The following is a 21,961-nucleotide window of genomic DNA, read 5'->3' on the forward strand; positions in this document are numbered from 1 at the left end:
TAACATCATGAGAACGCCGCCAGCTGAAAAACTGTTGAAAGGTCATCAGCCTTTGCTGACTAACTGCCCGCCAATCAACAGTTTCATTTCCAGGTTACGAGCTGGTGTCAAGCGCGTTTTTTGGTCAACCTACCATCTTAAATTTTCCCGCTTAGCTGAATACCGAACCAACGCGGATAAGGATCCGGCCCGTAGGAGTTCCAGCCAATTTCGTGATTTCTATCGTTGAAGATGTTTTTACCGATCAGGCTCAAATCCCAGTGTTTGTCGCGGGTACCGATACCGATCGCCGCGTCCGTTCGGGCCCTATCTGCCACCCAGCCATAGGCCGACAGGTTATCGGTGTTATTGAACTCGGTTTGGTAGTTGGTATTAAAGCTGGTGTGCGCGATGTATTTGCTCTCGAAAATCGGCTTGGAATATTCGGCGCCGACGTTGAAATTCCATTTGGACGCGCCTGGCAAATACTGGCCGGTCATATCGACGTAATCCCCGGTCAGATAACCCAGCTCATCGGGCTTAGGTGCATTTTTGTAATCCAGATATTCGGCAACGTTATAGGCGCCGTTGAAACGGATCGACAAATCGGGAATGGTGTTGATCACGCTATCCAACTCCACGCCGTGCACCCGCACTCGGCCGACGTTACCCTGCGATGCGGTATAAGCCGTCAAACCGGAACCGCCCGGCTCCATATTGACTTGGGTTTGGAACTCGTCGACCACCTGTACGGCTTGCTGGTAGTTTTTAATATCCATGACGAAGGCATCGACATTGAGCACTATCGACTTGTCCAGCCAGAATGATTTCAAACCCAGTTCTAATGCGTGGGTTTCTTCAGGCTTAACCGTAAAGGGACGGCCATTGACCGGAGCGACCGAGCCGGACTTTTCACCGTATTGCCAGGACAGATACGTGGTCAGGTCGTCGTTAATTTTATAGCTGGGCGACAACTGCGCGGTATACAAAACGTCTTGATAATCGTCTTCGACGGTTTGGTTCAAACGACCGATCTGCGAAGCCCGCAGGGTTTTGGCGTTGGCTACCATGGTTTTCTGCGCGGCAGTCAATGCGGCGTAACTGGAGCCGCCAAAATACCGGGCTGCTAAGGAATCGGCCAGCGCGGTTTGCTCGGCGCTGTTCACCACAGCATCGCCGGCTACCACGCCGGTTTGCGCGGCGTTGAGTTTTCCGTAATTGCTTGTCGATCCGTAGAAGGTGTTGGTCACTGTTTTATTGGACCCATCGGGATTTTTGTCGATCACCCCGTCGCCATCCTGATCGACGGTAAACGACTGCGCCGTATCGGAATTAAAACCGCCGGTTGCCACGTCCCTTACCGTTACAGGGTTAAACGCCCCTCCAACACCGTTTCGGCCAATAATCTTAAAGTTACGGGACTTACGGTCTTCATGCGTGGCGCGTACCCCGGCGGTGAGGGTGAATTTATCGGTAAAGTGCAAATCCGACTCGCCGTATAGGGCACCGGATTGGGTGCGGATCTCAGTGGACTCAAAGGTGCGTGCATCTTGCAATAAGTCTTTCAAGATCGCTTCACCGGCGCCGCGATTGGTCCCGGCGTTTCTATATAAAGCATTGTACTGGCCGTTGGTGGCGAACCAGGCCCCAGCGTCGGCGCCCCAGCCGGCTTTCGAGTCCACATTATCCTTGGTCCATAAACCGATCACCCCGGCCTTGTAATCCAGAAAGCCGCCCGGTTTGTTGACGATTTTAAATTCCTGCGTCCATTGGTTGTATTTAACCCCACCTCCGCCATCGACGCTGATGTCAAACGGCGTACCTTCGTCGTTGTGCGCATCGAAGCGATACTCGCGCACCCCGGTCCGGGAACTCAATACATGATTGCCGACTTCCCAGTCGATTAACGCCGCTGCGCCCTGGTTATTGACGGTTTGGCCTTTGTTTTGATCGAACCAGACGGTACCGCGTTGTTCGCCACCAACATAATCGTTATAGGTAAACCCTCTGTTGGCAAAATACTGACCGGCCGCCGCTCTTGAACCGACGGCGCTGATCGCCCCCGGACTGGTGGTATCGTTCATTGCGAATTGGTTACTGTGACTAAAATAGCCATTGAGTTTGGAATAAGCGGATGTGCCGTTTCTATCCGTGAGACTACCGTCGGCAAATCTAAAAGGCTGATCATGATAGAAAGTTAACCCGTTTTGTACCTGTGGCTGTTTGGGTTCGAAATCGGCGATAAAGCGCGCCGTTAAGTTTGAGGTTGGGGTAAACAGCAACTGCGCGCGCCCGCTCAGGCGGTCACGGTTGTACAAGGTGTAATTCCGGTCGTATTCGTTTTCATAAAAACCGCGCGCCTTGTCGACGATGAATGATCCACGCCATGCGAGGAAATTATCGATCACCGTGCCACCTAACGCACCTTGCAATATCAAAGATTCCCGCTGTCCATAAGCAGCGGATAACTCCGCCGTCGGCGCAAAAGTAGGCATTTTAGAGGTGACGTTAACCTTACCGGAACTTGCGGATAAACCACCCTCGGTACCGCGTGGCCCGCGCGTGACCTCCACCGCTTCCACATCATAAAAACTGAAGTTAGCCAACTGGGTCAAAGCGTACGGTACGCCATCCACCGTTACACCGACACTGGGATCCTGCGTTTCCGTGAAACTTCTTTTCCCCAAACCGCGCACCGATAGCGAGGCGCCGCGCGTGTTGTTTTGATTGAATTGCACGTTGGACGCGCGGCGGGTGATGTCGCCCAAGTCTCTGGACAGTTCCCGGTTTAGCTCGGTACCGGATACTACCGACACCGATTGCGCGACTTCGTGTAATTTCGCCAATTTGGGTTTGGCCTTCACCACCACCTCGCCCAAATCGGCTTTTTGATCGTCATCGTTCTGGGCTAACTCGGTTGCCTGCGCTTCGTTCGGTGCGGCAGCGGTTTCCGCACTTGGTGCGCCGGCATTAGCAGCTCCGCCAGGTGCAGTGCCCGTTGCGCCTTTTTTGATAAACTCCAATTCACGTTGTTTGGCGGCGGCTAGCTGCTGACGCAAAGCCTGGTTTTCCGCTTCCAAATCGCTCACAGCTTTGCTGTTTACGGTTTTGGTTTTGCTGTTTTTTTTCGGCGCGGCTTCCACATCGACTGCAGACACCATGGACACACCGGCGATAGCCATTGCCACGCAGGTCGATAACCTTCGCCGCGAACTGATTGCTTGAGGGACCCCATCCTGTCGAGTAGCGCTTATTGAAAAAGCACTTGCTAATTTATCGCTCACTATGCCACCTAAACGAATGTTAAAAAAATCGATAAAAAACTAACGTTAATACTGTGCCGTCTAAAACCATATCCGGCTTTAACATCGATTTTGCAATAGGTATGCCAGCAATATTAAATGCGCATTGAAGGGAAATAATCCCCGAAAATATATTTATAAAATACTGTTTTATATGAACAATTAAATTAATTACTCGTGATCAACCGGAAAAATTAACAGCAAAAGCACGCGCTGTTTTTATCAAATACTGCTGAAACTCAAACAACTACTGCTGGCAACATGAACGGGCCTTGCTGTTAGGTTGCATGAGCATTGCTGCTCACCTGAGCGACGTCTGTTGAATTGGAAATACTTTTTGCTGGCAGCCTGCCCTTGGCTCAACAAGTTTGGCCAAATCCATCGTCCTTCTCTGCCGTTTACCCTGAGACTTACAGGAAAAATGCCGGGCGCAAGCACTGGCGCACTAATGACAAAGCCTTGAAATTCCGGCTCTTTTAGAGTTTATGACTTTTTGCGGCGAGATTTTTGGTGACCGATACGGATAGAACAAAATATTGGCTTGATCATTGCTTAACACCAAAAGCAACAGCAAACACCCATTTATAAAGGAATAAAAAATGACACAAATCAGACCCTCCGCAAGCGCGCATGGACGAAAAAAGAACCGAGCATCGCGTAAACACCAGACTTGGCAACAAGCCACGTTGATTGCGTTAGGCACGGCCCTCAGCGTCTCGGCATTATCGGGACCAAGCGTTTTTCCCACTGGCACCACGCGCTACGATCCCAGCAAAGCCTATAACTCATTTGTTTTGTTCAGCGGCGGCGACAACATCGCGCATTTGATCGATCTAAATGGAAACGCCGTACACGAATGGCCGGATGCCGCCAGCCACAGCACCTTAATCAACCCCGCATTGACCGGTGGCAAACTGGGGCATGTGTTTGTGACGCAGGAAACCACCGAAGGCAAAGGCACAGACCTTGTGCCCGGCCAAGTCAGCAAGAAAATCACCAAAACCATTGCCGAGCTGGATTGGGATGGCAAAACCGTCTGGCGTTTCGGCGACAAAGCCCCCGGCGGCGCGGCGCAACAACATCATGACTGGGCCAGACTACCGAACGGCAATACGGTGGTGTTGGCTAACCTGGTGCACCCAGTTAAGGGTTTTAAACAAGCGCAGGTTTTGGACGATGTGATTTATGAAGTCAATCCGGCAGGCGAAGTGGTCTGGAAATGGATTGCCTCGGAACATCTTAATGAATTCGGCTTTACGCCGGCAGAACTTAAATTGGTCCGCAACGCCGAGATCGCCGACTATCTGCATGTCAACAATCTGAAAGTCGTTGGCCCAAATCATTGGTATACGGCTGGCGACCAGCGCTTTCATCCGGATAATTTGTTGATCGACGCGCGCAACGCCAATTTCATCATCATTATTGATAGAAAGACCGGTAAAGTGGTCTGGAACCTGAGGCCGCACTACCCAGCCGCGTCCATTGAAGAACAACAAGCCCGCAAGGTGCCGCGCCCGGTCGATCAAATCAGCGCCCAGCACGATGCGCATATCATCCCGGAAGGCTTGCCCGGCGCCGGGAATTTATTAGTGTTCGACAATCAAGGCATCGCCGGTTATCCGCCCGCTCCCGTGCCGCGTACCGGTGGTTCGCGCGTATTGGAGATCGATCCGGTCAAGAAAGAAATTGTCTGGCAATACACGGGCGAAAACTCCGGCGGCCCCAGTTGGTCGTTTCGTAGCACCCATATCAGCGCTGCCCGCCGCTTGCCTAACGGGAATACTTTTATAGACGAGGGCCAGAGCGGACGCTTATTTCAAGTCACGGCCGACGGCGACATAGTCTGGGAATATATCAATCCGTATTTTCGTACCGGTAAGGATGCTTTGACCGGCCGGGCCACCGCCAACAACTCGGTATATCGCGGCCAACCGGTACCTTACGATTGGGTACCGGCCGGCACACCGCATAGTGAGAATCCGGTCAGTGCGCCTGATTTGAGCAAATTTCGGCTACCGCTAGCCAGTAACAAGCCCTAAAACAACTTGGTAAAAACCCAGGCACGCGGTATGCAATTTTAAAACCATGGGTTTCGGGGTATCCGGTCGTGATGTTTGGTAGACGGGTTACTACCATTAAGTTTGACGGAACGGACACTCCACAACCGGATACCCCGAAACCCATGGCACGAACACCCTATAATTTGGAGACTAAGATGTTAGGTAAACCTATTCGACCAACGTTATCGCTACCGATCTTGACGGTCGCGCTATGCTGCGCGTATAGCTCGGCGGCAGCTTTGGAACTCGACCCCAAAGCCATCAACATCAAACTACCCGAGCAGATTAATTGGGTGGCAAACCCCAGCGGCTCGGAGAGCGCGGTACTGGTAGGCGATCCCAGCAAGCCAGGCCTGTATGTCGTACTGAACAAGTGGAAGGCTCATCACAATAGCAAGCCGCATTCACACCCGAACGACCGTTTCATAACCGTGATTTCAGGAACATGGTGGGTAGGCACCGGCACGGATTATGATCCGACGCATTTGCAAGCGGTGCCGGCGGGCAGCTTCGTCACCCACTACGGCAACGAAATCCATTATGACGGTGCCAAAGACGAAGATACGATTCTGCAGATTGTCGGCATTGGCCCGGCTACGTCTACCCCGGCCCCTGCAAAATAGCAGACAGCTCGCCATCGGCGAGCTGTCTAAGATTACTCTTCGCTTTCTTCGTAGGCGACGGCCAATTTTCTCTGACCATTGGCCAGCATGCCATACAGCCCCAGCTTGTGCCGCAGCACATTGCGGCTTATATCCAGCAAGCGCGCGGTTTGCACCTGGTTTTCTTCGCAAAACTCGAACGCCGTACGAATCACGGTTTCTTCGATGATATCGAATAACTTAGGCGGCGCTTGTTCGCACAAACGTAGTAGCGAACTCTCCAGCGACGAAGTGGAAACTGTCGGTCCGGTCTGCGAAGCTCGCACACCGGATAACTTAAAGTCCTCCGGACGCAAGCGATTGCCGGGGCAGACCAACAATGCTCTATGCACGGCATTTTCCAACTCACGAATGTTGCCGGGCCAATCGTAATTTAACAGGGCCAACTCGGTGGATGGCGATAATTTAATTTCGCCGTAGCCCAGGCGGTCGCCGTAGACTTTCAGAAAGTGCCTGGCCAAAGGCAAAATGTCGCCCGGACGTTCCCGCAACGGTGCCAGGTGAATCGCCGCCACATTAAAACGGTAATACAGATCCGCGCGAAAATGCGACGCAGCCACCGCTTCTTCCAAATTAACGTTGGTAGCGGCGATGACTCGAACATCCACCGGCGACGGCGTGCGCGAGCCCACCTTGACCACTTCCCTTTCCTGCAATACCCGCAATAATTTCGCTTGCAAGCCCAGCGGTAAATCGCCGACTTCGTCCAGAAACAAACTGCCTTTATTGGCGGTTTCAAACCAACCTTCTTTGGTATTCAAGGCGCCGGTGAAAGCGCCTTTTTCGTGGCCGAACAATTCGCTTTCGATCAGGTTCTCACTGAGTGCCGCGCAATTCAGAGCCCCGAACGGTCCTTTGGCGCGCTTGCTCAGTGCATGCACATGCCTGGCGACCAATTCCTTGCCGGTGCCGGTCTCGCCGATGATCAGCACTGTCGCATCGCTGGGCGCGATCCGCTCGATGTGCTCCAACAGTTTTCGTGAAACCGGATCCTCGAACACCATCGCCGTGGCCCGCACCGTGTGCGACAGCTGTCGTAATTGCAATTCGTCAAATGCCAATAATGTCATACGGTTTCCCCTTTACTGCGAGCAACGATGCCGCCACTCAAAAATTGTTCCATGAAAACTCTTTTCCTAAGATGTCAAAAATAGTGATTCGTCAGCGGCATCGCAAATCAACTGCCGATACGCCAACGCCAAACAAAAATCAGCCTTACCGTGCCGAAAGTCAGCCTACACATCGGCACCAGCGCCGAGCACAGACCAAAAAAAAGCCAGCAGTCCTTTGGGGACACACTGGCTTCCGGCGATCCGGTCAGCAGAAGTGGATGTTATGGAGACAAAATGCTCGGAAAATAACAGCGAGATACCAGGCTCTAAGCATGGTTCATGCCACTTCGTGTTTTCAGCACATCATAAAGGATTACAGGTTTTTGTGAAACCCAAATGTTGCCACAGCAACATAATCTGTTGTTTAAGTGTTGATATATCAACACATTTCCATGAGTCTGAATTTTACTTGCGAAGCATTGGCCTTTTTCGCGCTAATCCAATTGAGTCGGGCTTTTTCGACAAGCCCAGTCAGCCGAAATCGTTCGCCAAACATGCCCGCTATGTTTCGACCTGTTCGTATACCAGCAGCATTTGCTGACACCATGCTGGTAAATCAGCATTTTTTTGGATATTTGCCGTTAACCCGCGTGCTTCCATGTTCGGTAACTCAAACGGGTGTTGTCGATCTGCCTGGAACACAGGGGTAATTTGGCGTATTCCAGCAATCACCCAGCATATTGGCCCTTATCTTGCTGAAGACCGGATTGAAAAGGCTAAGTCAATATTCACAAGCGACTTACCTAAAATTCGCAACTTTCAACTTTGGAGAAAAACATGGGCTTGAGCATTCCCCACCTATTAGTAGTTTTAGCGATTGTGGTCTTGGTGTTCGGCACCAAGCGCCTGAAAAATGTCGGCGCCGATCTGGGCGATGCGATCAAGGGATTTCGTAATGCGGTAAAGGAAAGCGAAGAAGCCGAAGAGGCCAAAGCGATCACCCAACTCTATCAGGAAGAATTATCCGGCGAATTGATAGGTGAAACTGACCGCACCAAGGCTTGATACTTCCGGGTTGCTGTTCTCCGGCTAAAGACGCTCAGACCAGCGCCCTGTTGCCAGAGCAGCAGCATTTGATCGCCGTCTGCTCGGCTAACAACAGCTTAGAACTTTTACCCGGTAAAAATTATGCTGCTGATTCTCACCTGAGCCCAAGCGCATGCAGTGCACTATGCTTCGAAAAATCTGTGCAGATTGATTGGTATAGCACTTGCTTAAGACAAACATTTAGTTGCCTTTGCCGGAGAAACGATAGCTTTAAAACCGGCCGGACCTCGCTAACCAATCGGATCTCCCGAGAAATCCATGTGGATCGTTAATATTGCTTTACGCCGCCCCTATACCTTTATCGTGGCGGCGCTGTTGATTCTATTGTCTACCCCCTACGTGCTGCGGAAAATGCCCACCGATATTTTCCCAACCATCGATATTCCAGTGGTAGCGATGCTGTGGCAATACAACGGCATGACCGCCAAAGAAATAGCGGACCGCTTAACGACCACGGTCGAACGCTCCATGGCCTTGATCGACGGCATTGAACACAGTGAATCTTTGTCCTACAGCGGTGCGGCCGTGGTTAAAGTATTTTTCCATCCAGGCACCGACATTCGCACGGCCATCGCCCAGGTGATGTCCAGCAGTAACTCGGTTTACCGCTCGCTGCCGACCAATGTGGCACCGCCGCAAGTCATTCAATATTCGGCCGCCGACCTGCCGCTGGTGCAATTGGGCATTTCCAGTAGCGTCGTCCCGGAAACCGATGTCAACGATCTGGTGAATAACATCGCCAGAACCGCATTGCAATCCAAACCCGGCGTGGCGATGACCAATCCGTTCGGCGCCAAAAGCCGGCAAATTACGTTGGATGTTGATGCGCCGGCTCTACTGGCGCGCGGTCTGTCTCCCGCCGATTTAAACGATACGTTGGCAGCGCAAAATCTGATTCTACCCACCGGCACCGTAAAAATCGGCAGTAACGAATACGATGTCAGCCTAAATGGTGCGGTGGCCGCGATTTCCCGTCTGGCTGACCTGCCGGTGCGCACCGTGAACGGCGTGACGACGCTGGTCCGCGATGTAGCTACGGTTAGAGACGGCTCGGCACCGGTTACGACCATCGCCCGCCAAAATGGCGAGCGTGGCATATTGACTTCGATCTTCAAGGTCGGTCGCACCTCGACTCTGGAAGTGGTTGAACACGTCCGGCAAACCATTCCGAAAATGCTCGACCTGATGCCGGATGGCATCAATATGCGCTTGATGTTCGACCAGTCACTGTTCGTGAAGGCCGCCATCGGCAATGTGTTGCACGAAGCGCTGATCGCCGCCGGCTTGACTGCCGCAATGATCTTGCTGTTTCTGGGCAACTGGCGCACCACCTGCATCATCGCGGTATCGATACCACTGTCCATCATGTGCTCGCTGATTGCCTTGTATCTTGTCGGCGAAACCATCAATCTGATGACGATGGGCGGCCTAGCCTTGGCGGTGGGGATTTTGGTGGACGACGCCACCGTGGAAATCGGAAACATCGAGCGGCAAATGCTGCTGGGTAAGAACCCGCATCAAGCTATCCTTGACGGCGCGGCGGAAATCGCGATGCCGGCGCTGGTCTCGACGTTGTGCATCTGCATCGTGTTCGTACCGATGTTTTTCCTGTCCGGCGTGGCGCGCAGCCTATTCGTACCGATGGCGGAAGCGGTGGTATTCGCAATGCTGGCTTCCTACATTCTCTCGCGTACCTTGGTGCCGACGCTGGTGATGTATGTGATGTCCGGCCATCACGGCCATACCGATGCGCCGCCGACCAACGCGCTGGCGAGAGGCTTTCAACGCCTGCATCACGCCTTCGAGCGCGGCTTCGAACAGTTTCGCGGCCACTATCTGATCTTGGCCAGTCATTTACTGAAACACCGTTTGCGTTACAGCTCTGCGATTCTAGGCTTTTGCCTGGCATCGCTGGGTTTGGTGCCGCTATTGGGAGAAGATTTGTTTCCGGCCGTGGACGCCGGGCAGATTCGTCTGCATGTCCGGGCGCCGTCTGGCACCCGCATTGAGGAAATGCCGCAACACATCGATGCGGTGGAAAAAGTCATTCGCGGCATTATTCCCGCCGAGGAGATAGCCGATTTATTGGACATCATCGGCGGCCCGTACAGCACTCGCAACACCTTATTCGGCAACTCCGGCACCGTGGAAACCGCCGACACCGAGATCATGATTTCACTGCGTCCGGGCGATCATGCGCCCAGTGCCGACTATATCAAACGCCTGCGCGCAGAACTGCCCGGACAATTTCCCGGCCTGGAATTTTTCTTCCAGCCCGCCGATCAGGTCAGCCAGACCGTGAACTTCGGTGTACCGGCACCTATCGACATCCAGTTCATCGGCGGCAAGCCGGACGAGGTGATGCCGCAGGTTATCGCCTTGCAAAATCGTATGAGGCAAATTCCCGGCATCGTCGATGCACATATTTACCAGCGTATGAATCGGCCGGCATTGGATTTGGAAATGAATCGCCAGCAATTGCAACAACTGGGTTTATCAGCCCGCGATCTGGCGCAAAACCTGTTGCTGACCCTGAGCGGCAGCATGCAAACCGCGCCGTCGTTCTGGCTGAATCCGGCCAACGGCAACTCGGTAAATATCGGCGTAATGGGCAATCCCCTGGATTTGGATAATCTGGATGCCTTGATGCGCACGCCGGTGGGCGGCGGTAACGGCCAACCGCAACTGCTGGGCAATCTGGTCAAATTGAAACGCACCGTATTACCGGTGGCGGTGACGCATTACAACGCCAATAATGTATTCGACATTTACGCCAGCGTTGAAGGTCGCGATTTGGGTTCGGTGAGCCGGGAAATCGAAACGCTGGTTGCCGACAGCCGCAGCCACCTGCCGCGTGGCGTCGAATTGAGTGTGCGCGGTCAGATCGAAACTCTGAAAAGTTCGTTTACCGGTTTGGGCGCCGGCTTGGCCGTAGCAATTGTGATGCTGTATCTGTTGCTGGTGGTCAATTTCCAATCCTGGCTGGACCCGCTGATTATCGTCAGTGCCCTGCCCGCCGCGCTGGCCGGCATCGCCTGGACCTTGTTTCTGACCGGCACCACGCTGAGCATCCCGGCCCTGACCGGCAGCATCATGGCCATGGGCGTGGTCACCGCTAATAGCATTTTATTGGTGTCGTTTGCCCGCACCCGTCTGGCAGAAGGTGTACCGCCGGTGACGGCAGCGTTGGAAGCAGCGGCTACCCGGCTCAGACCGGTGCTGATGACCGCGTTTGCGATGATCGTCGGCATGTTGCCGATGGCCATCGGTTGGGGCGAAGGTGCCGAACAAAACGCACCGCTGGGCCGTGCGGTGATCGGCGGCCTAGCCTTTGCCACCGTATCCACTTTACTGTTCGTACCGCTGGTATTTGCCGGCACTCATCGCTGGCTGGCGCACCGACTTTCGCATCGTACAAGCTTTGTAACTCCCTAAAATATTATGAATAGCATCCCTTCCTCTACCTTTGCGCGACCGTCCACCGACCATTCGCACCGCACCCTGCTGGTAGTAAAACGGCTGGGTTTGGGACTACTGCTGTTGCTCCTGCTGGCCGGCGCCTGGCGTATGGCGCAGAACCTACAGCAAGCGGAGAGCTTGCAGGCACAAACTGCGGCCAGCCAGCAGCGCAGCGTCATCGCCGCGCATTCAAAGCCCGGCGAGGCGACCCGCAAACTGGTATTGCCCGCCAGTTTGCGCGGCAACACCGAAACCCAACTCTATGCGCGCAGCAACGGCTATTTAAGTGCCTGGCATAAAACCATAGGCGATCAGGTCAAAAAAGGCGACCTGTTGGCGGTTATCGACGTGCCCGAGCTGGAACAGGAACTGGCGCAAGCGCGCGCCGCGCTGGCACAAGTTAAAGCCCGGCTGGAACTGACTCGCACCACCTTGCAACGCTGGACGCAATTGAACGGCACCGATAGCGGCACGCAACAGGAGTTCGACGAAAAACGCAGCGCTTTCTTGCAAGCCGAAGCCGATTTTTCCGCCGCGCAAGCCAATGTCAAACGCCTGGAAAATATCGAAGGCTATCGGCGCATCGTCGCCCCGTTTTCCGGGGTGATTACCCGTAGGGCGGTCGATGTCGGCAGTTTGATCGTGGCCGGCAGTCAGGAGTTATTTGCCTTGACCCAAACCGACCCGTTGCGGTTGACGGTTTGGGTGCCGCAAGTCTACGCGGACGACATCAAGGCCGGCCAGGAAGTCTCGGTAAGAGTGCTGGATTCGCAAGGCAAGCAGGTTAACGCCCATGTGGATCATGTCGCCGGCGCGCTGGACCCGGTGAATCGCTCCCGACAAGTGGATATTACCCTTCCCAATAAAGACGGTAAATTACTGCCTGGTTCCTACGTGGAAATCTCAATCAACGTCGCCGGCAAATCCAGCCCCTTGGTGGTGCCGGCTAATGTGTTGGTGATCGATCAGGCCGGTCCGCATGTGGTAGTGGTCGACGCGGAACATCGCGTGGCGTTTCGCCCGGTAAAATTGGGCCGCGACTTTGGCCGCGAACTGGAAATATTGGAAGGCATCTCAGCCAGCGATACCTTGGTCGCCAGCCCCTCTGATCTATTGGTGGAAGGCGAAACCGTGAGCGTGGTGGAAGCTCAAGCAAAGCCGGCGGAGAAACCCAAGGACAAAACCGCCGGCAAATCGTGAAACATTTCAGTAATCCGTAGCAGGGCGAACCATCCGCTTGCGATACCCAAACGGCATGTGGCGCTGGCCTCATGCCGGCTTGCCGGTCAGCCGGGTGATTTGTTTTGTCTACACCCTATCCGTAAAAAGTTTCTTGGGGAAATAGGCATCATCGCTACGAACCGGAGTTTAGAGCTGAGGTTGGCAATTGCATCGGTACAAATGCCACGCCTTTGTCCTCAATCTTTGGCCCCAGCGGCTGAAAGCCCAACCGAACATAAAACGGCACAGAGGGCAGCGAGGCATTCACCGTGAAGGTCTCCGACGGGCATGCGGCCAACGATAAGTTGATGGCGCGCAACGCCAATGCCGTGCCGATACCTTGGTATTGGCAGTCAGGCGCCACAAACAAATGAAACAGATGCCGGGCATCGCGAACTGCAACCACACCGGCCAGCTTACCGTTTAGCAAACCCACCAGATAAAGGAAATTTGCATTAGCGATGTAGCTAGCAATCGCTTGCGGGCTGATGCTCGAATAAAACAACTCGGCACCGTCGCCCGTTGGGGAAATCGTACAACGGTTGGCAACACTGCCAATCAGTTGGCTAACGCACTCGGCATCGGTCGCTACGGCGGGACGAATGATCAACGGCGAGTTCGTGATCATTGCGCGGTAGCGGCAACATCCGGCAAGTTGTGATAAACCTGCTCGACGGTTTGGTTTTCGGTTAAGGCTTTGACGACAGCCGGTATGGGTTCCGCATGGATGCCGGGCAAGTCTTGTTCCAAGGGATTCACAATCGAAAACGCCAATTTCTCCAGCGGCGGGCAAAAATCGGCGTCCACACCTGGCTTGTTACCACGCGCATCGATCCGGTACCAACCGTGTTGCGGCAGGTAAACCGCGTTCAAACCGTGCAGGCAATAAGGCGGCTGGTCGCCGTCTAGCGTCAACCGCTGGTAACACAGCGCGGCCGGGATGCCGTTGGCGCGCAATAGCGCCGCCAGTAAATGGCTTTTGGCGTAACAATAGCCGGTGCCGTGAATCAACACCTCGGAGGCTTTACAGGTCACTGGGTTCAGCCGGTAGTCCCAACTATGCTTGATCTGGTCGCGGACGAATTCAAAACAGCGTTTGGCGATGGCTTCATCATCGGCGCAACCGTCCGCCAACTTGGCGGCTTGAGCGACGATAGCCAGATGTTGGCTGTCGATATAAACACTGCTGCCCAGGAAGGGCTTCATTTCCGGCAACAACTTTACCGCACGTTGGATTTTGGTTAACACGCCGGTCAGTAATGAAACGATTTCCGGCATCGCCAACAGCTCCGCTTCGCCGATGTTGGCGCTCCGCAGCGGCAAGGTGATCGAGGCGGCTTCGATCAGTGTGGCCGACATGGTGACCAAGGTTTCCCGGAGCGCTGCATCAGCATGATGGGCGCGCGACGTGGCATTCAATACCGCCACCGGCTTATCCACAAAGCCGTCGAAGGCCACCAACCAATCCAGCGTATTTTTGATGGTGCCGGTAACGCCGTGGGCATATTCCGGGCTGGCGATCAGCAAGGCATCCGCCGAGGCCACTTCGTTGCGTAATTGCAGGGCAACGGCCGGCGGCGCGTGTTCCAAATCCGGATTGTATAAAAGCAAGTCGCCAAGCCCGGAAAACAAATAGACTTCGATAGAGGAAGGCGCCAAATGCCTCACAGCGCGCAGCACGGCGGAATTGATGGACACAGCCCGCAAGCTGCCGGATAAAGCCAGTATTTTCATGGCAAAGCTAAGTGTGGAATGTCAGGGAAAAGTAATGGCAAGCAATAATAGACCGCTTGGCACGGCTTGATAATGACGTTGATTTTCGCATGCCATAAAGGGGACTGGGCAATTTCTAAAAATCATCGACCTGCTTGGATTACTTGCAAGCTTAGCCAAATCCAAACCGTCATAAAGCAAAACCCAAGCGTGCCCGGAATACTATTGGTTTATCGGAAAACAGCCTCGATGCATTTCGGCGTTTGCTTCCGCGCCAGGACTAAAAAAGTGAGGTCCATCATTTGCTCGCGCCTCGCCCCGCTGCACGCTTGGCCCGCGAATCGCGCGCGCTGTTCATGAATACGATAGCCCCGATGATGATCGCCGCCGCACTCAGGACGCGCGGCGTTAGCGGTTCTTGCGCGAACCAGTTGCCTAAAAACACTGCCACCAGCGGATTGACGTAGGCGTAGGTCGCTACCAACGGGATCGGCGCGTTTTGCAGCAACCAGGCGTAGGAGGCGAAACCGATCATCGAGCCAAACACGATCAGATACGCCAAGGCCAGCCAGGAGTTAACCGATACCTGAGCCAGGTTGAAAACACCCCATTGTTCGCTTAGCGCACTGACCAGCAACAAGGCAAAGCCGCCGGTCAGCATTTCCGCGCCGGTTGTCATCAATGCCGTCTTCGGCAAATCCGCAGTTTTGCTGTAGATTGAACCTAAGGCCCAAAGCAAACTGGCGAGCAATAGCGCCGCCACATCAAGTTTCGACCGCTCAAAAGTGCAACGCTGCGACCTGGACGCGGCCAACCTGGTATGCACAACCTGGGACCAATCGCTGCTGTCGCAAAATTTATTGATTTGCCGGAATACCGCCGAAGGCTGGGTACAATTGTTCAATACCCAGTTTTCAAGATACCGCGCGGATGAAAAAATTAGCCATTCAATTGACAGCCAGGCGCAATTAAATGACTTGCTGGACGAGCAGTTTGATATAGCGCTCAACAGTGAGCAGTTGCGCTGCCTCGCCGAGCGTTTGGCACTAAACCAGGATAACTAAGCATTTGTCCGGCGGGTTTTATTGGCATTGCAGCGCCCTGTCTGAGCAGGTACTCGGCAAATTTGCCTATTTGTTCAAGCAAACTTGACGATTTATCCATCGCTCAAGATGTCTGGAACGGCTTTTGCCTGGAAATGGCGACACAACTGGCTAATACAAAGGTCGCGTGCTATCAGCAAGGCAAACCGGGTGTTAAAAAAATGATTTTGGCATTCTCATACGTATGATGTAGCAGGGGAAATTCATTTCCAAACTCGGCGAGCACTTTAAGGCAAGTCTTGTCGCACGTTTATCGCACCCGTCGATGTGCGCTTACCCAAGGCCTCGGAGCCAAATTCAGTCCGGCACCAGGACTACATGCTAGTGAATTACTCTACAGTTAACACAGCTTTTTGAAGAGCCTGACCAACCATCAATACAGTTGCAAATTGTGAGGTAGGATTAATCGACAGACCGGTTTAGTGTGCTGCTGAATACTTTCGTTTTTATGCCAACCGGTACTCGATATCTCGCAGGCATAAAAAAAGGACTAGCGAATTAACGCAAGTCCTTGATTTAAATGGTGGCGATACCGGGGATCGAACCTGGAACCTCGGGGTTATGAATCCCGCGCTCTAACCGGATTGAGCTATATCGCCACTGGGAACAGCTTTGAAAAGACGCGCATTATAGGGCGCGTCTTTTCTATTGTCAAACATTGAAACGAAAGTGCATCACGTCCCCATCCTGGACTCTATACTCTTTGCCTTCCAACCGCCATTTACCGGCATCTTTGGCACCTTGTTCGCCGCTATAAGCTATAAAATCCGCATACGAGACAACTTCGGCGCGGATGAAACCTTTTTCGAAATCGGAATGGATTACGCCCGCCGCCTGCGGCGCGGTCGCATTGACCGGAATCGTCCAAGCCCTGACTTCCTTGACGCCAGCAGTGAAATAAGTCGAGAGATTCAATAGCTCGTAGCCGGCACGCACCACCCTATTCAAGCCAGGCTCTTCCAAGCCCAAATCTTCGAGAAATTCTTTCTTTTCGTCCTCATCAAGTTGCACGATTTCGGCCTCTATAGCCGCACAGACAGCGACAACCTTTGAGCCTTCTTTTTCGGCAAACGCTTTGACTTTGTCCAACATAGGATTGTTTTCAAAACCGTCGTCTTGAACATTCGCAACATACAGAGTTGGCTTGATCGTGATCAGGCACAATTCCTTGATAAGCTTGGCTTCCTCTTCGGTTAAACCTAAAGTACGCACGGCTTCACCGGCATTGAGGTGATCCAGCACCCGCTCCAGAACGTCTTTTCTCGCCAGTTCGTCCTTATTGCCAGACTTTGACGCTTTTGCGGCTTTTTGCAGCGCTCTCTCGACGGAAGACATATCGGCCAGAGCCAATTCGGTATTGATGACTTCGATATCGTTAATCGGATCGACCTTGCCGGCAACATGAATCACATTGTCGTCTTCAAAACAGCGCACAACATGGACAATGGCATCGGTCTCGCGAATATTCCCCAGAAATTGGTTGCCCAATCCTTCGCCTTTCGAGGCACCTGCCACCAAACCGGCTATATCGACAAACTCAATCGTGGTGGGCAACACCCGTTCCGGTTTAACGATTTCCGCGAGTTTATCCATGCGCGGATCGGGAACCGGGACGACGCCGACGTTAGGATCGATAGTGCAGAAAGGATAATTTTCGGCGGCGATAGTCGCTTTAGTAAGCGCGTTGAATAAAGTTGATTTACCGACGTTGGGCAGCCCAACGATTCCGCAGTGTAGTGCCATGGATTTTATACAGAAGGATTAGTTTAACGGGAGCCGGATGAACCGGAAGAGTGCGGGCGCGATTATACAGAGAATTTAAGAATACGGCCGTGCCGATGCGAGAAGTAGCGCATCGCTTGCGAGCGATGCGCTATCGTTTGGTTATTTGACTTGCAAAACGCCGCCTTGACCGCTGCCGCCACCGCCTTGCACTTCTTGCGCCTTATAGTTTCTGAGCGACTGGACCATATTGTTATAAGCGTCAAAAAAGGCTGCCGCAGTCGCTATGCCTTCCGGAGTTCTGCTGTACATACCTATGCTGCCGCCCGCCGCGCCGGCAAAAAGCCCTCCCCATCCACCGAATGCGCCGCCGCCCGAGGTACTCATGTTATTTGCGGTGGCACTGCCTTGGGAAATGGCAATTTGCACCGTTGAACGAATATCGGTCAGGGTAAGCGCCACATCGGTGGTTCGAGTTTCCACGGCATGCGAAACTGCGCCGGCAATGGCGCCTAGACCGCCCAATCCGGCAGCGCCTAATCCGGCACCGATTAATCCGGCACCGATAGAGCCCTGTTGTCCGCCTGTCGATTCGTTAGCGACGATAATCTGCGGATCGAGTAGATAGTCAGCCGCAACACGTTGGCCTTTGTGTTGTTTTGAACCTGAGCGGTATTCTCCGGAGTTTCTTTGTTGATCGGTGATTCTATCCAGCATGGCACTGGTGCTCATATTGCCAATGCCGGTAATAATAAAACAATTGGATTGCTGTACCGCCAAGCGGATTAACGGATCAACCGTGGTAACCCCTGATGCACCCGAAAAACGCCCGTCGCTGACCGCTAAGGTACCCAATGGGCTGGCGCAGCGCTCCAAAGACTTATTGGCGTTGACGCTGGTCGCGCCGCCGGCAGAGCCAGAGACTAAATTTGAACTACCACCTGTCTGCAAGCCAGGCTGTTGCGCGCAGCCGGCAAAAGCAAAAACAGAGACCAGTAATGATAAATCTCGAATTGATTTAACGCTCATCCAAAAAACTCCAAAAAATTGCCGTTCAGTTAATGACGCCTAGCAAACTAAAAAATTCGAGCGATAATAGACTAAAACTTATGAAAAGAAAAAGGAAATACTCATGCATTCAAAAAAGCCTTTTTTGTCAACGCTATTTGTATTATTCGTAGCGTTTGGCCTTGTCGCGTGTACACATCAAGAGAAACAAGTTAAGTCAGACACCATCAGAATTTGCGACGAGAATGGCTGTGCGGATCGCCCGAAAGACTATGCCTCTTTTCAGCCGGAACCGGCGATGTCCGCTGAAGACGCTGCAAAAATCAAAGCACTTGAAGAGCTAGCCGCAAACGACCCGCGCGCCGCTTACGATTTGGCTCTGCGTTTCTTTAGAGCTGACGGTGTTCGCCAAGATACTTATAAGTCGATCAAATGGATGCGTGAATCCGCCGAGAAAGGCAACTTCGAAGCGCAAAAAGCCTTGGGTAGGGTTTATCTGACGGGTCTCGGTGAAATGGGCTCCGATCCGGGCGAGGCTGAAAAATGGTTGTCCATTACCGCCAACAAAGGCGACAAAGAAGCAAGCAGCTTACTTAAAGAGGCAGTAAAAGCTCGCCAATCGGAGCAAGCCGATTATCAGTGGCGGAGACGATGGCAACAGGTTTTTTACAACAACTGGTATTCCGGCTATCGCTACAATTGGTACTGGGGAACCGGGAGGTGGTATTTGTATTATTAACCCGACCCTTAAATGCCGTTCGCCTAAATGTCCTTGAGGGTACTGAACCCGTTGACAGTCACACCAGTTGGGGCTTCGACCAGCTCAGCCCGGACTGAATAACCGTTAATAAACAGGGTCGGTTTAATAACCTAACTAGACTAAGAATCCGTAATTACCTAAAAATCAACTATCGGCTGACAGACACTCCTGATGTCATGCTGAGTGAGAAATTCAAATATTTTTAGTCACAACTTAAGGTTATGACTATCCCAAAGAACCATCCCAAATACTCTTACAACTGATCCGAGCAGGCTTCGCCGAATACTATCGTCTTATCTCGGCCGCTGGCTTTAGCTTGATACAACGCAGCATCGGCGTAATTAATCATTTGATCAATGTCTGGCGCTTGTTCGGATTGAATTAAATCGCTATTCAAGCAATATATGCCAATACTCAGGGTCAAATTTACCACCTCTTGATTGATAGACCATTCCAGGGTTTTGACCTCCTGACGAATGCGCTCCGCAAATGTTTTACCGCTATCGCAACGGGTATTGGTAAAAATTGCTACAAACTCTTCACCACCAAAACGCACCAGAATATCGGTATTACGCACTTGCCGCTTTAACGCTTTAGCGACACCGGTCAGCACTTGATCGCCGAACAAATGTCCGAAGCGATCATTAATGACTTTGAAATGATCGATGTCCATCACCAGTAAACAAAAACCGGTTTTGTAGCGCTTATGGTGAGCGATAACGACTTCGACTTGGTCATAAAAAAACCGCCGATTATGCAGGCCTGTTAACTGGTCATGCATGGACATACTGGCAAAATGATCTTTAAGTTGATTGGTTTCGGCAACCAAACTCTCCAACTCGGCCGTCCTGGAAGCAATTTGCTGTTCCATATGCTGAACCAGGCGCCTAGTGGTAATCAACTGACCAAGAATGTTTTTATAAACTTCCAACAAACGGATATGCCAATCGTTGAAATAATAGGCTTGCGGATGCGATACGTTTAAAACGCCAATCAAGGTGCGATTGAAAGTAAATACCGGCACACTGATAATTGAACCAGGCGATTGCTTCGAGTTTCCGGTTTTTTCGAATCGCTTATCTTCGTGGCAATTTTGACAATGCTGCAAAACACCGGTCGCCGCGGCAGCGCCAATCAAGCCTTCCCCTACTCTAAAGCGCAAAGGGCTATCCATATTTACTTCAGGAGCGCCAAGTTCGCCCGCACTAATGCCGGCAACATTGCTTAATAAGCCTTCGCTATCCACGATAAAAAAAGAGCACCGCTCCATATCTTGATATTGGATAAGGCTTGCCAAAGCTTGTCTGATAAGGGTTTTTTCATCATCGACTTGACAATCGATTTCGGATAACTGTTTGACTGCGGACAACGCATTGACGAGATCGACGAACAAATCCTGCACGCCGAAACCTGCCAGTTTCACATCTTGACTGTTTGCGCTAGGCTGGTTCATCAATTCCCCATGATGGCGGCAAGTTTTTGCATAGCGGGCTGATTTTCTGCCAGTTGTTCAGCAAGCTCTTGTATGTTGCTCAATGGACACTTAATCTGCCGGCATTCCGATTCAAACTCTTGCAGATTAATCGACTCCCCTGAAATCACGGTTACACTTAAGCGTTCACAAACCCTCAATAAAATCAGCAAGGGCAGCTCTATCCCTTCAAAGTCTTTATTTTCATAATTGTCTAATAGCACTTGGTACAAAACCGGCAAATGCCATTTACGCAATAAAAAATGACCGATTTGATAATGGCTCTGCCCCATATGTCGAGAAATTCCCTGACGCACAGGCAAACCCGTTTTTTTGCATTCGACAAACACTTCATGCAGCTCTTCTGGCTGCAAATAGCCGAGTACCAATATGCCGATATTAAGAAGTAATCCACCGGAATAAATTGTCGATGGCGTAAATACTCGCAATTGCGGAATTTCGATCGCCAGTTTTTGCGCGGATACCGCGGTGGTTAATGAGCGTATCCAAAAATACTCGGCGTCGAAACCTTGGCATTTGCGCGTATCAAATTGGACATTAAAAATAATTGCCTGTGCCAGAGCCTTCACCAAATCCAGACCCAAGACCTGAAAAATAGCGGTGCGAATATCTGAGACATTTCTGCCACGGGCGAAATAGGCCGAATTTGCTAATCCAAGCAATCTAGCAACTAAACCAGGCGATAACGATAAGGCATCCGCCAACTTTTCTATGGGTATGTCCGGCGTGTTGATGACATCCAGAATTCGCAGACTTGCCTCTGGCAAAACCGGCAAGTTTTTCAGCGAACCGATTTGCAGTTCAATTGTTTGCTTCACACCGGCATTCATCAACCATGACCGTAACCTGAAATAATTAAACAAACCGAGAGTTTGCGGTAATCGTCGTTACTCATTGCATCTTTTGGAATTATCATCGATTGACACCTCCCTTCATCGTGCACCCAATGCAGCGCGATCAGTAATCCATTTACCACAGTTGACGCTTGAATCTCGATAGAACTGTAGTGGTCGCCCGTTCCAAGCAGCGACCATCCATGCTGAGGAGTATAGCGCAGATAAGTAACATCAATTTTGCCGAATGCCATATTGTTTCGCCAGCTTAGTAATACCAGCATCGTCAGCAAATATTTGTATGGCGACGGTAGCGCGTTTAGCCAACATGCCGCCAGCGCCGCGCCGTGAATAGCGCTAACAACGAATCTCAGCGCCCTAGAGCGCTCCACTTTAAAATGCATGCTCTGTTCAAGATTTTTCGACACAATCGCCGCACCTTTTTCGAGCTAAGGTAAACTACCCTGCTAAATTATGTTCATGTATTC

Annotated in this window: 17 protein-coding genes and 1 tRNA gene; 7 read left to right on the forward strand and 11 right to left on the reverse strand. The window is 52.1% G+C overall.

What is annotated here, in order from left to right; translation table 11 throughout:
* Nucleotides 1–137: 137 nt before the first annotated feature.
* A complete protein-coding gene (locus tag QLH52_RS10245) occupies nucleotides 138–3,161 on the reverse strand; it encodes a TonB-dependent receptor (RefSeq protein ID WP_319961553.1) in 3,024 nt (1,007 codons plus the stop codon).
* Between the two features lie 719 nt (nucleotides 3,162–3,880).
* Between QLH52_RS10245 and QLH52_RS10250 the strand changes: the two genes are divergently transcribed.
* Together QLH52_RS10250 and QLH52_RS10255 are read left to right on the forward strand one after the other, a co-directional pair.
* Nucleotides 3,881–5,320 (forward strand): arylsulfotransferase family protein, encoded by a 1,440-nt coding sequence (locus tag QLH52_RS10250; protein WP_319961467.1) that lies wholly within the window; start codon nucleotides 3,881–3,883, stop codon nucleotides 5,318–5,320.
* A 176-nt stretch (nucleotides 5,321–5,496) separates the two neighbouring features.
* Nucleotides 5,497–5,964 carry a cupin domain-containing protein gene (locus QLH52_RS10255; protein WP_171695629.1) on the forward strand — a complete coding sequence of 156 codons (468 nt, stop codon included), beginning with the start codon at nucleotides 5,497–5,499 and terminating at the stop codon, nucleotides 5,962–5,964.
* Nucleotides 5,965–5,996: 32 nt separating this feature from the next.
* Here QLH52_RS10255 and QLH52_RS10260 read toward each other — a convergent pair whose 3' ends face one another.
* Nucleotides 5,997–7,073 carry a sigma-54 interaction domain-containing protein gene (locus tag QLH52_RS10260; protein ID WP_171695630.1) on the reverse strand — a complete coding sequence of 359 codons (1,077 nt, stop codon included), beginning with the start codon at nucleotides 7,071–7,073 and terminating at the stop codon, nucleotides 5,997–5,999.
* A gap of 819 nt (nucleotides 7,074–7,892) precedes the next feature.
* Between QLH52_RS10260 and tatA the strand changes: the two genes are divergently transcribed.
* From tatA to QLH52_RS10275, 3 genes are all read left to right on the forward strand, one after another.
* Nucleotides 7,893–8,120, forward strand: coding sequence for a twin-arginine translocase TatA/TatE family subunit (tatA, locus tag QLH52_RS10265; protein ID WP_319961468.1), 228 nt, complete (start codon nucleotides 7,893–7,895; stop codon nucleotides 8,118–8,120).
* Nucleotides 8,121–8,420: 300 nt separating this feature from the next.
* The gene (locus tag QLH52_RS10270) at nucleotides 8,421–11,597 is read left to right on the forward strand and encodes an efflux RND transporter permease subunit (protein ID WP_319961469.1); all 3,177 of its coding nucleotides are present in this window, start codon (nucleotides 8,421–8,423) and stop codon (nucleotides 11,595–11,597) included.
* Between the two features lie 6 nt (nucleotides 11,598–11,603).
* Entirely contained in the window at nucleotides 11,604–12,821 is a 1,218-nt protein-coding gene (locus QLH52_RS10275) for an efflux RND transporter periplasmic adaptor subunit (protein WP_319961470.1), read from the forward strand.
* Between the two features lie 154 nt (nucleotides 12,822–12,975).
* On the opposite strand, the gene QLH52_RS10280 is transcribed toward QLH52_RS10275, so the two are convergent.
* From QLH52_RS10280 to QLH52_RS10290, 3 genes are all read right to left on the reverse strand, one after another.
* The gene (locus tag QLH52_RS10280) at nucleotides 12,976–13,470 is read right to left on the reverse strand and encodes a GNAT family N-acetyltransferase (RefSeq protein ID WP_319961471.1); all 495 of its coding nucleotides are present in this window, start codon (nucleotides 13,468–13,470) and stop codon (nucleotides 12,976–12,978) included.
* The gene (locus tag QLH52_RS10285; protein WP_319961472.1) at nucleotides 13,467–14,576 is read right to left on the reverse strand and encodes an NAD(P)H-dependent oxidoreductase; all 1,110 of its coding nucleotides are present in this window, start codon (nucleotides 14,574–14,576) and stop codon (nucleotides 13,467–13,469) included. Before QLH52_RS10285 ends, QLH52_RS10280 begins: the two co-directional genes overlap by 4 nt.
* A gap of 277 nt (nucleotides 14,577–14,853) precedes the next feature.
* On the reverse strand, nucleotides 14,854–15,318 hold the full coding sequence (locus QLH52_RS10290; RefSeq protein WP_319961473.1) for an EamA family transporter: 465 nt from the start codon (nucleotides 15,316–15,318) through the stop codon (nucleotides 14,854–14,856).
* On the opposite strand from QLH52_RS10290, the gene QLH52_RS10295 reads away from it, so the two are divergent.
* Nucleotides 15,296–15,619, forward strand: a complete 324-nt coding sequence (locus tag QLH52_RS10295; protein ID WP_319961554.1) for an arylamine N-acetyltransferase — start codon at nucleotides 15,296–15,298, stop codon at nucleotides 15,617–15,619. The two genes, QLH52_RS10290 and QLH52_RS10295, sit on opposite strands and share 23 nt — an antisense overlap.
* A gap of 560 nt (nucleotides 15,620–16,179) precedes the next feature.
* Here the strand turns inward: QLH52_RS10295 and QLH52_RS10300 are convergent.
* The 3 genes from QLH52_RS10300 to QLH52_RS10310 all read right to left on the reverse strand — a co-directional run bounded on the left by QLH52_RS10300 (nucleotide 16,180) and on the right by QLH52_RS10310 (nucleotide 18,409).
* Nucleotides 16,180–16,257: transfer RNA gene (locus QLH52_RS10300), tRNA-Met, on the reverse strand.
* Nucleotides 16,258–16,309: 52 nt separating this feature from the next.
* Nucleotides 16,310–17,401 carry a redox-regulated ATPase YchF gene (gene ychF, locus QLH52_RS10305; RefSeq protein WP_319961474.1) on the reverse strand — a complete coding sequence of 364 codons (1,092 nt, stop codon included), beginning with the start codon at nucleotides 17,399–17,401 and terminating at the stop codon, nucleotides 16,310–16,312.
* 141 nt (nucleotides 17,402–17,542) lie between these two features.
* Nucleotides 17,543–18,409 (reverse strand): hypothetical protein, encoded by an 867-nt coding sequence (locus QLH52_RS10310; RefSeq protein WP_192395307.1) that lies wholly within the window; start codon nucleotides 18,407–18,409, stop codon nucleotides 17,543–17,545.
* Between the two features lie 103 nt (nucleotides 18,410–18,512).
* Between QLH52_RS10310 and QLH52_RS10315 the strand changes: the two genes are divergently transcribed.
* Nucleotides 18,513–19,127 carry a tetratricopeptide repeat protein gene (locus QLH52_RS10315; RefSeq protein WP_319961475.1) on the forward strand — a complete coding sequence of 205 codons (615 nt, stop codon included), beginning with the start codon at nucleotides 18,513–18,515 and terminating at the stop codon, nucleotides 19,125–19,127.
* Nucleotides 19,128–19,401: 274 nt separating this feature from the next.
* Here QLH52_RS10315 and QLH52_RS10320 read toward each other — a convergent pair whose 3' ends face one another.
* Genes QLH52_RS10320 through QLH52_RS10330 form a run of 3 tightly spaced genes read right to left on the reverse strand, consistent with a single transcriptional unit; the run spans nucleotide 19,402 to nucleotide 21,901 of the window.
* Nucleotides 19,402–20,601: a sensor domain-containing diguanylate cyclase gene (locus QLH52_RS10320; protein WP_319961476.1), complete on the reverse strand. Its 1,200-nt coding sequence runs from the start codon at nucleotides 20,599–20,601 to the stop codon at nucleotides 19,402–19,404.
* Nucleotides 20,601–21,470 carry an HDOD domain-containing protein gene (locus tag QLH52_RS10325; protein ID WP_319961478.1) on the reverse strand — a complete coding sequence of 290 codons (870 nt, stop codon included), beginning with the start codon at nucleotides 21,468–21,470 and terminating at the stop codon, nucleotides 20,601–20,603. Before QLH52_RS10325 ends, QLH52_RS10320 begins: the two co-directional genes overlap by 1 nt.
* Nucleotides 21,470–21,901, reverse strand: a complete 432-nt coding sequence (locus tag QLH52_RS10330; protein WP_319961479.1) for a protein YgfX — start codon at nucleotides 21,899–21,901, stop codon at nucleotides 21,470–21,472. The genes QLH52_RS10325 and QLH52_RS10330 overlap by 1 nt, the downstream gene beginning before the upstream one ends.
* Nucleotides 21,902–21,961 lie beyond the last annotated feature (60 nt).

It is taken from the genome of Methylomonas defluvii, assembly GCF_033949435.1.
GTDB lineage: Bacteria > Pseudomonadota > Gammaproteobacteria > Methylococcales > Methylomonadaceae > Methylomonas > Methylomonas defluvii.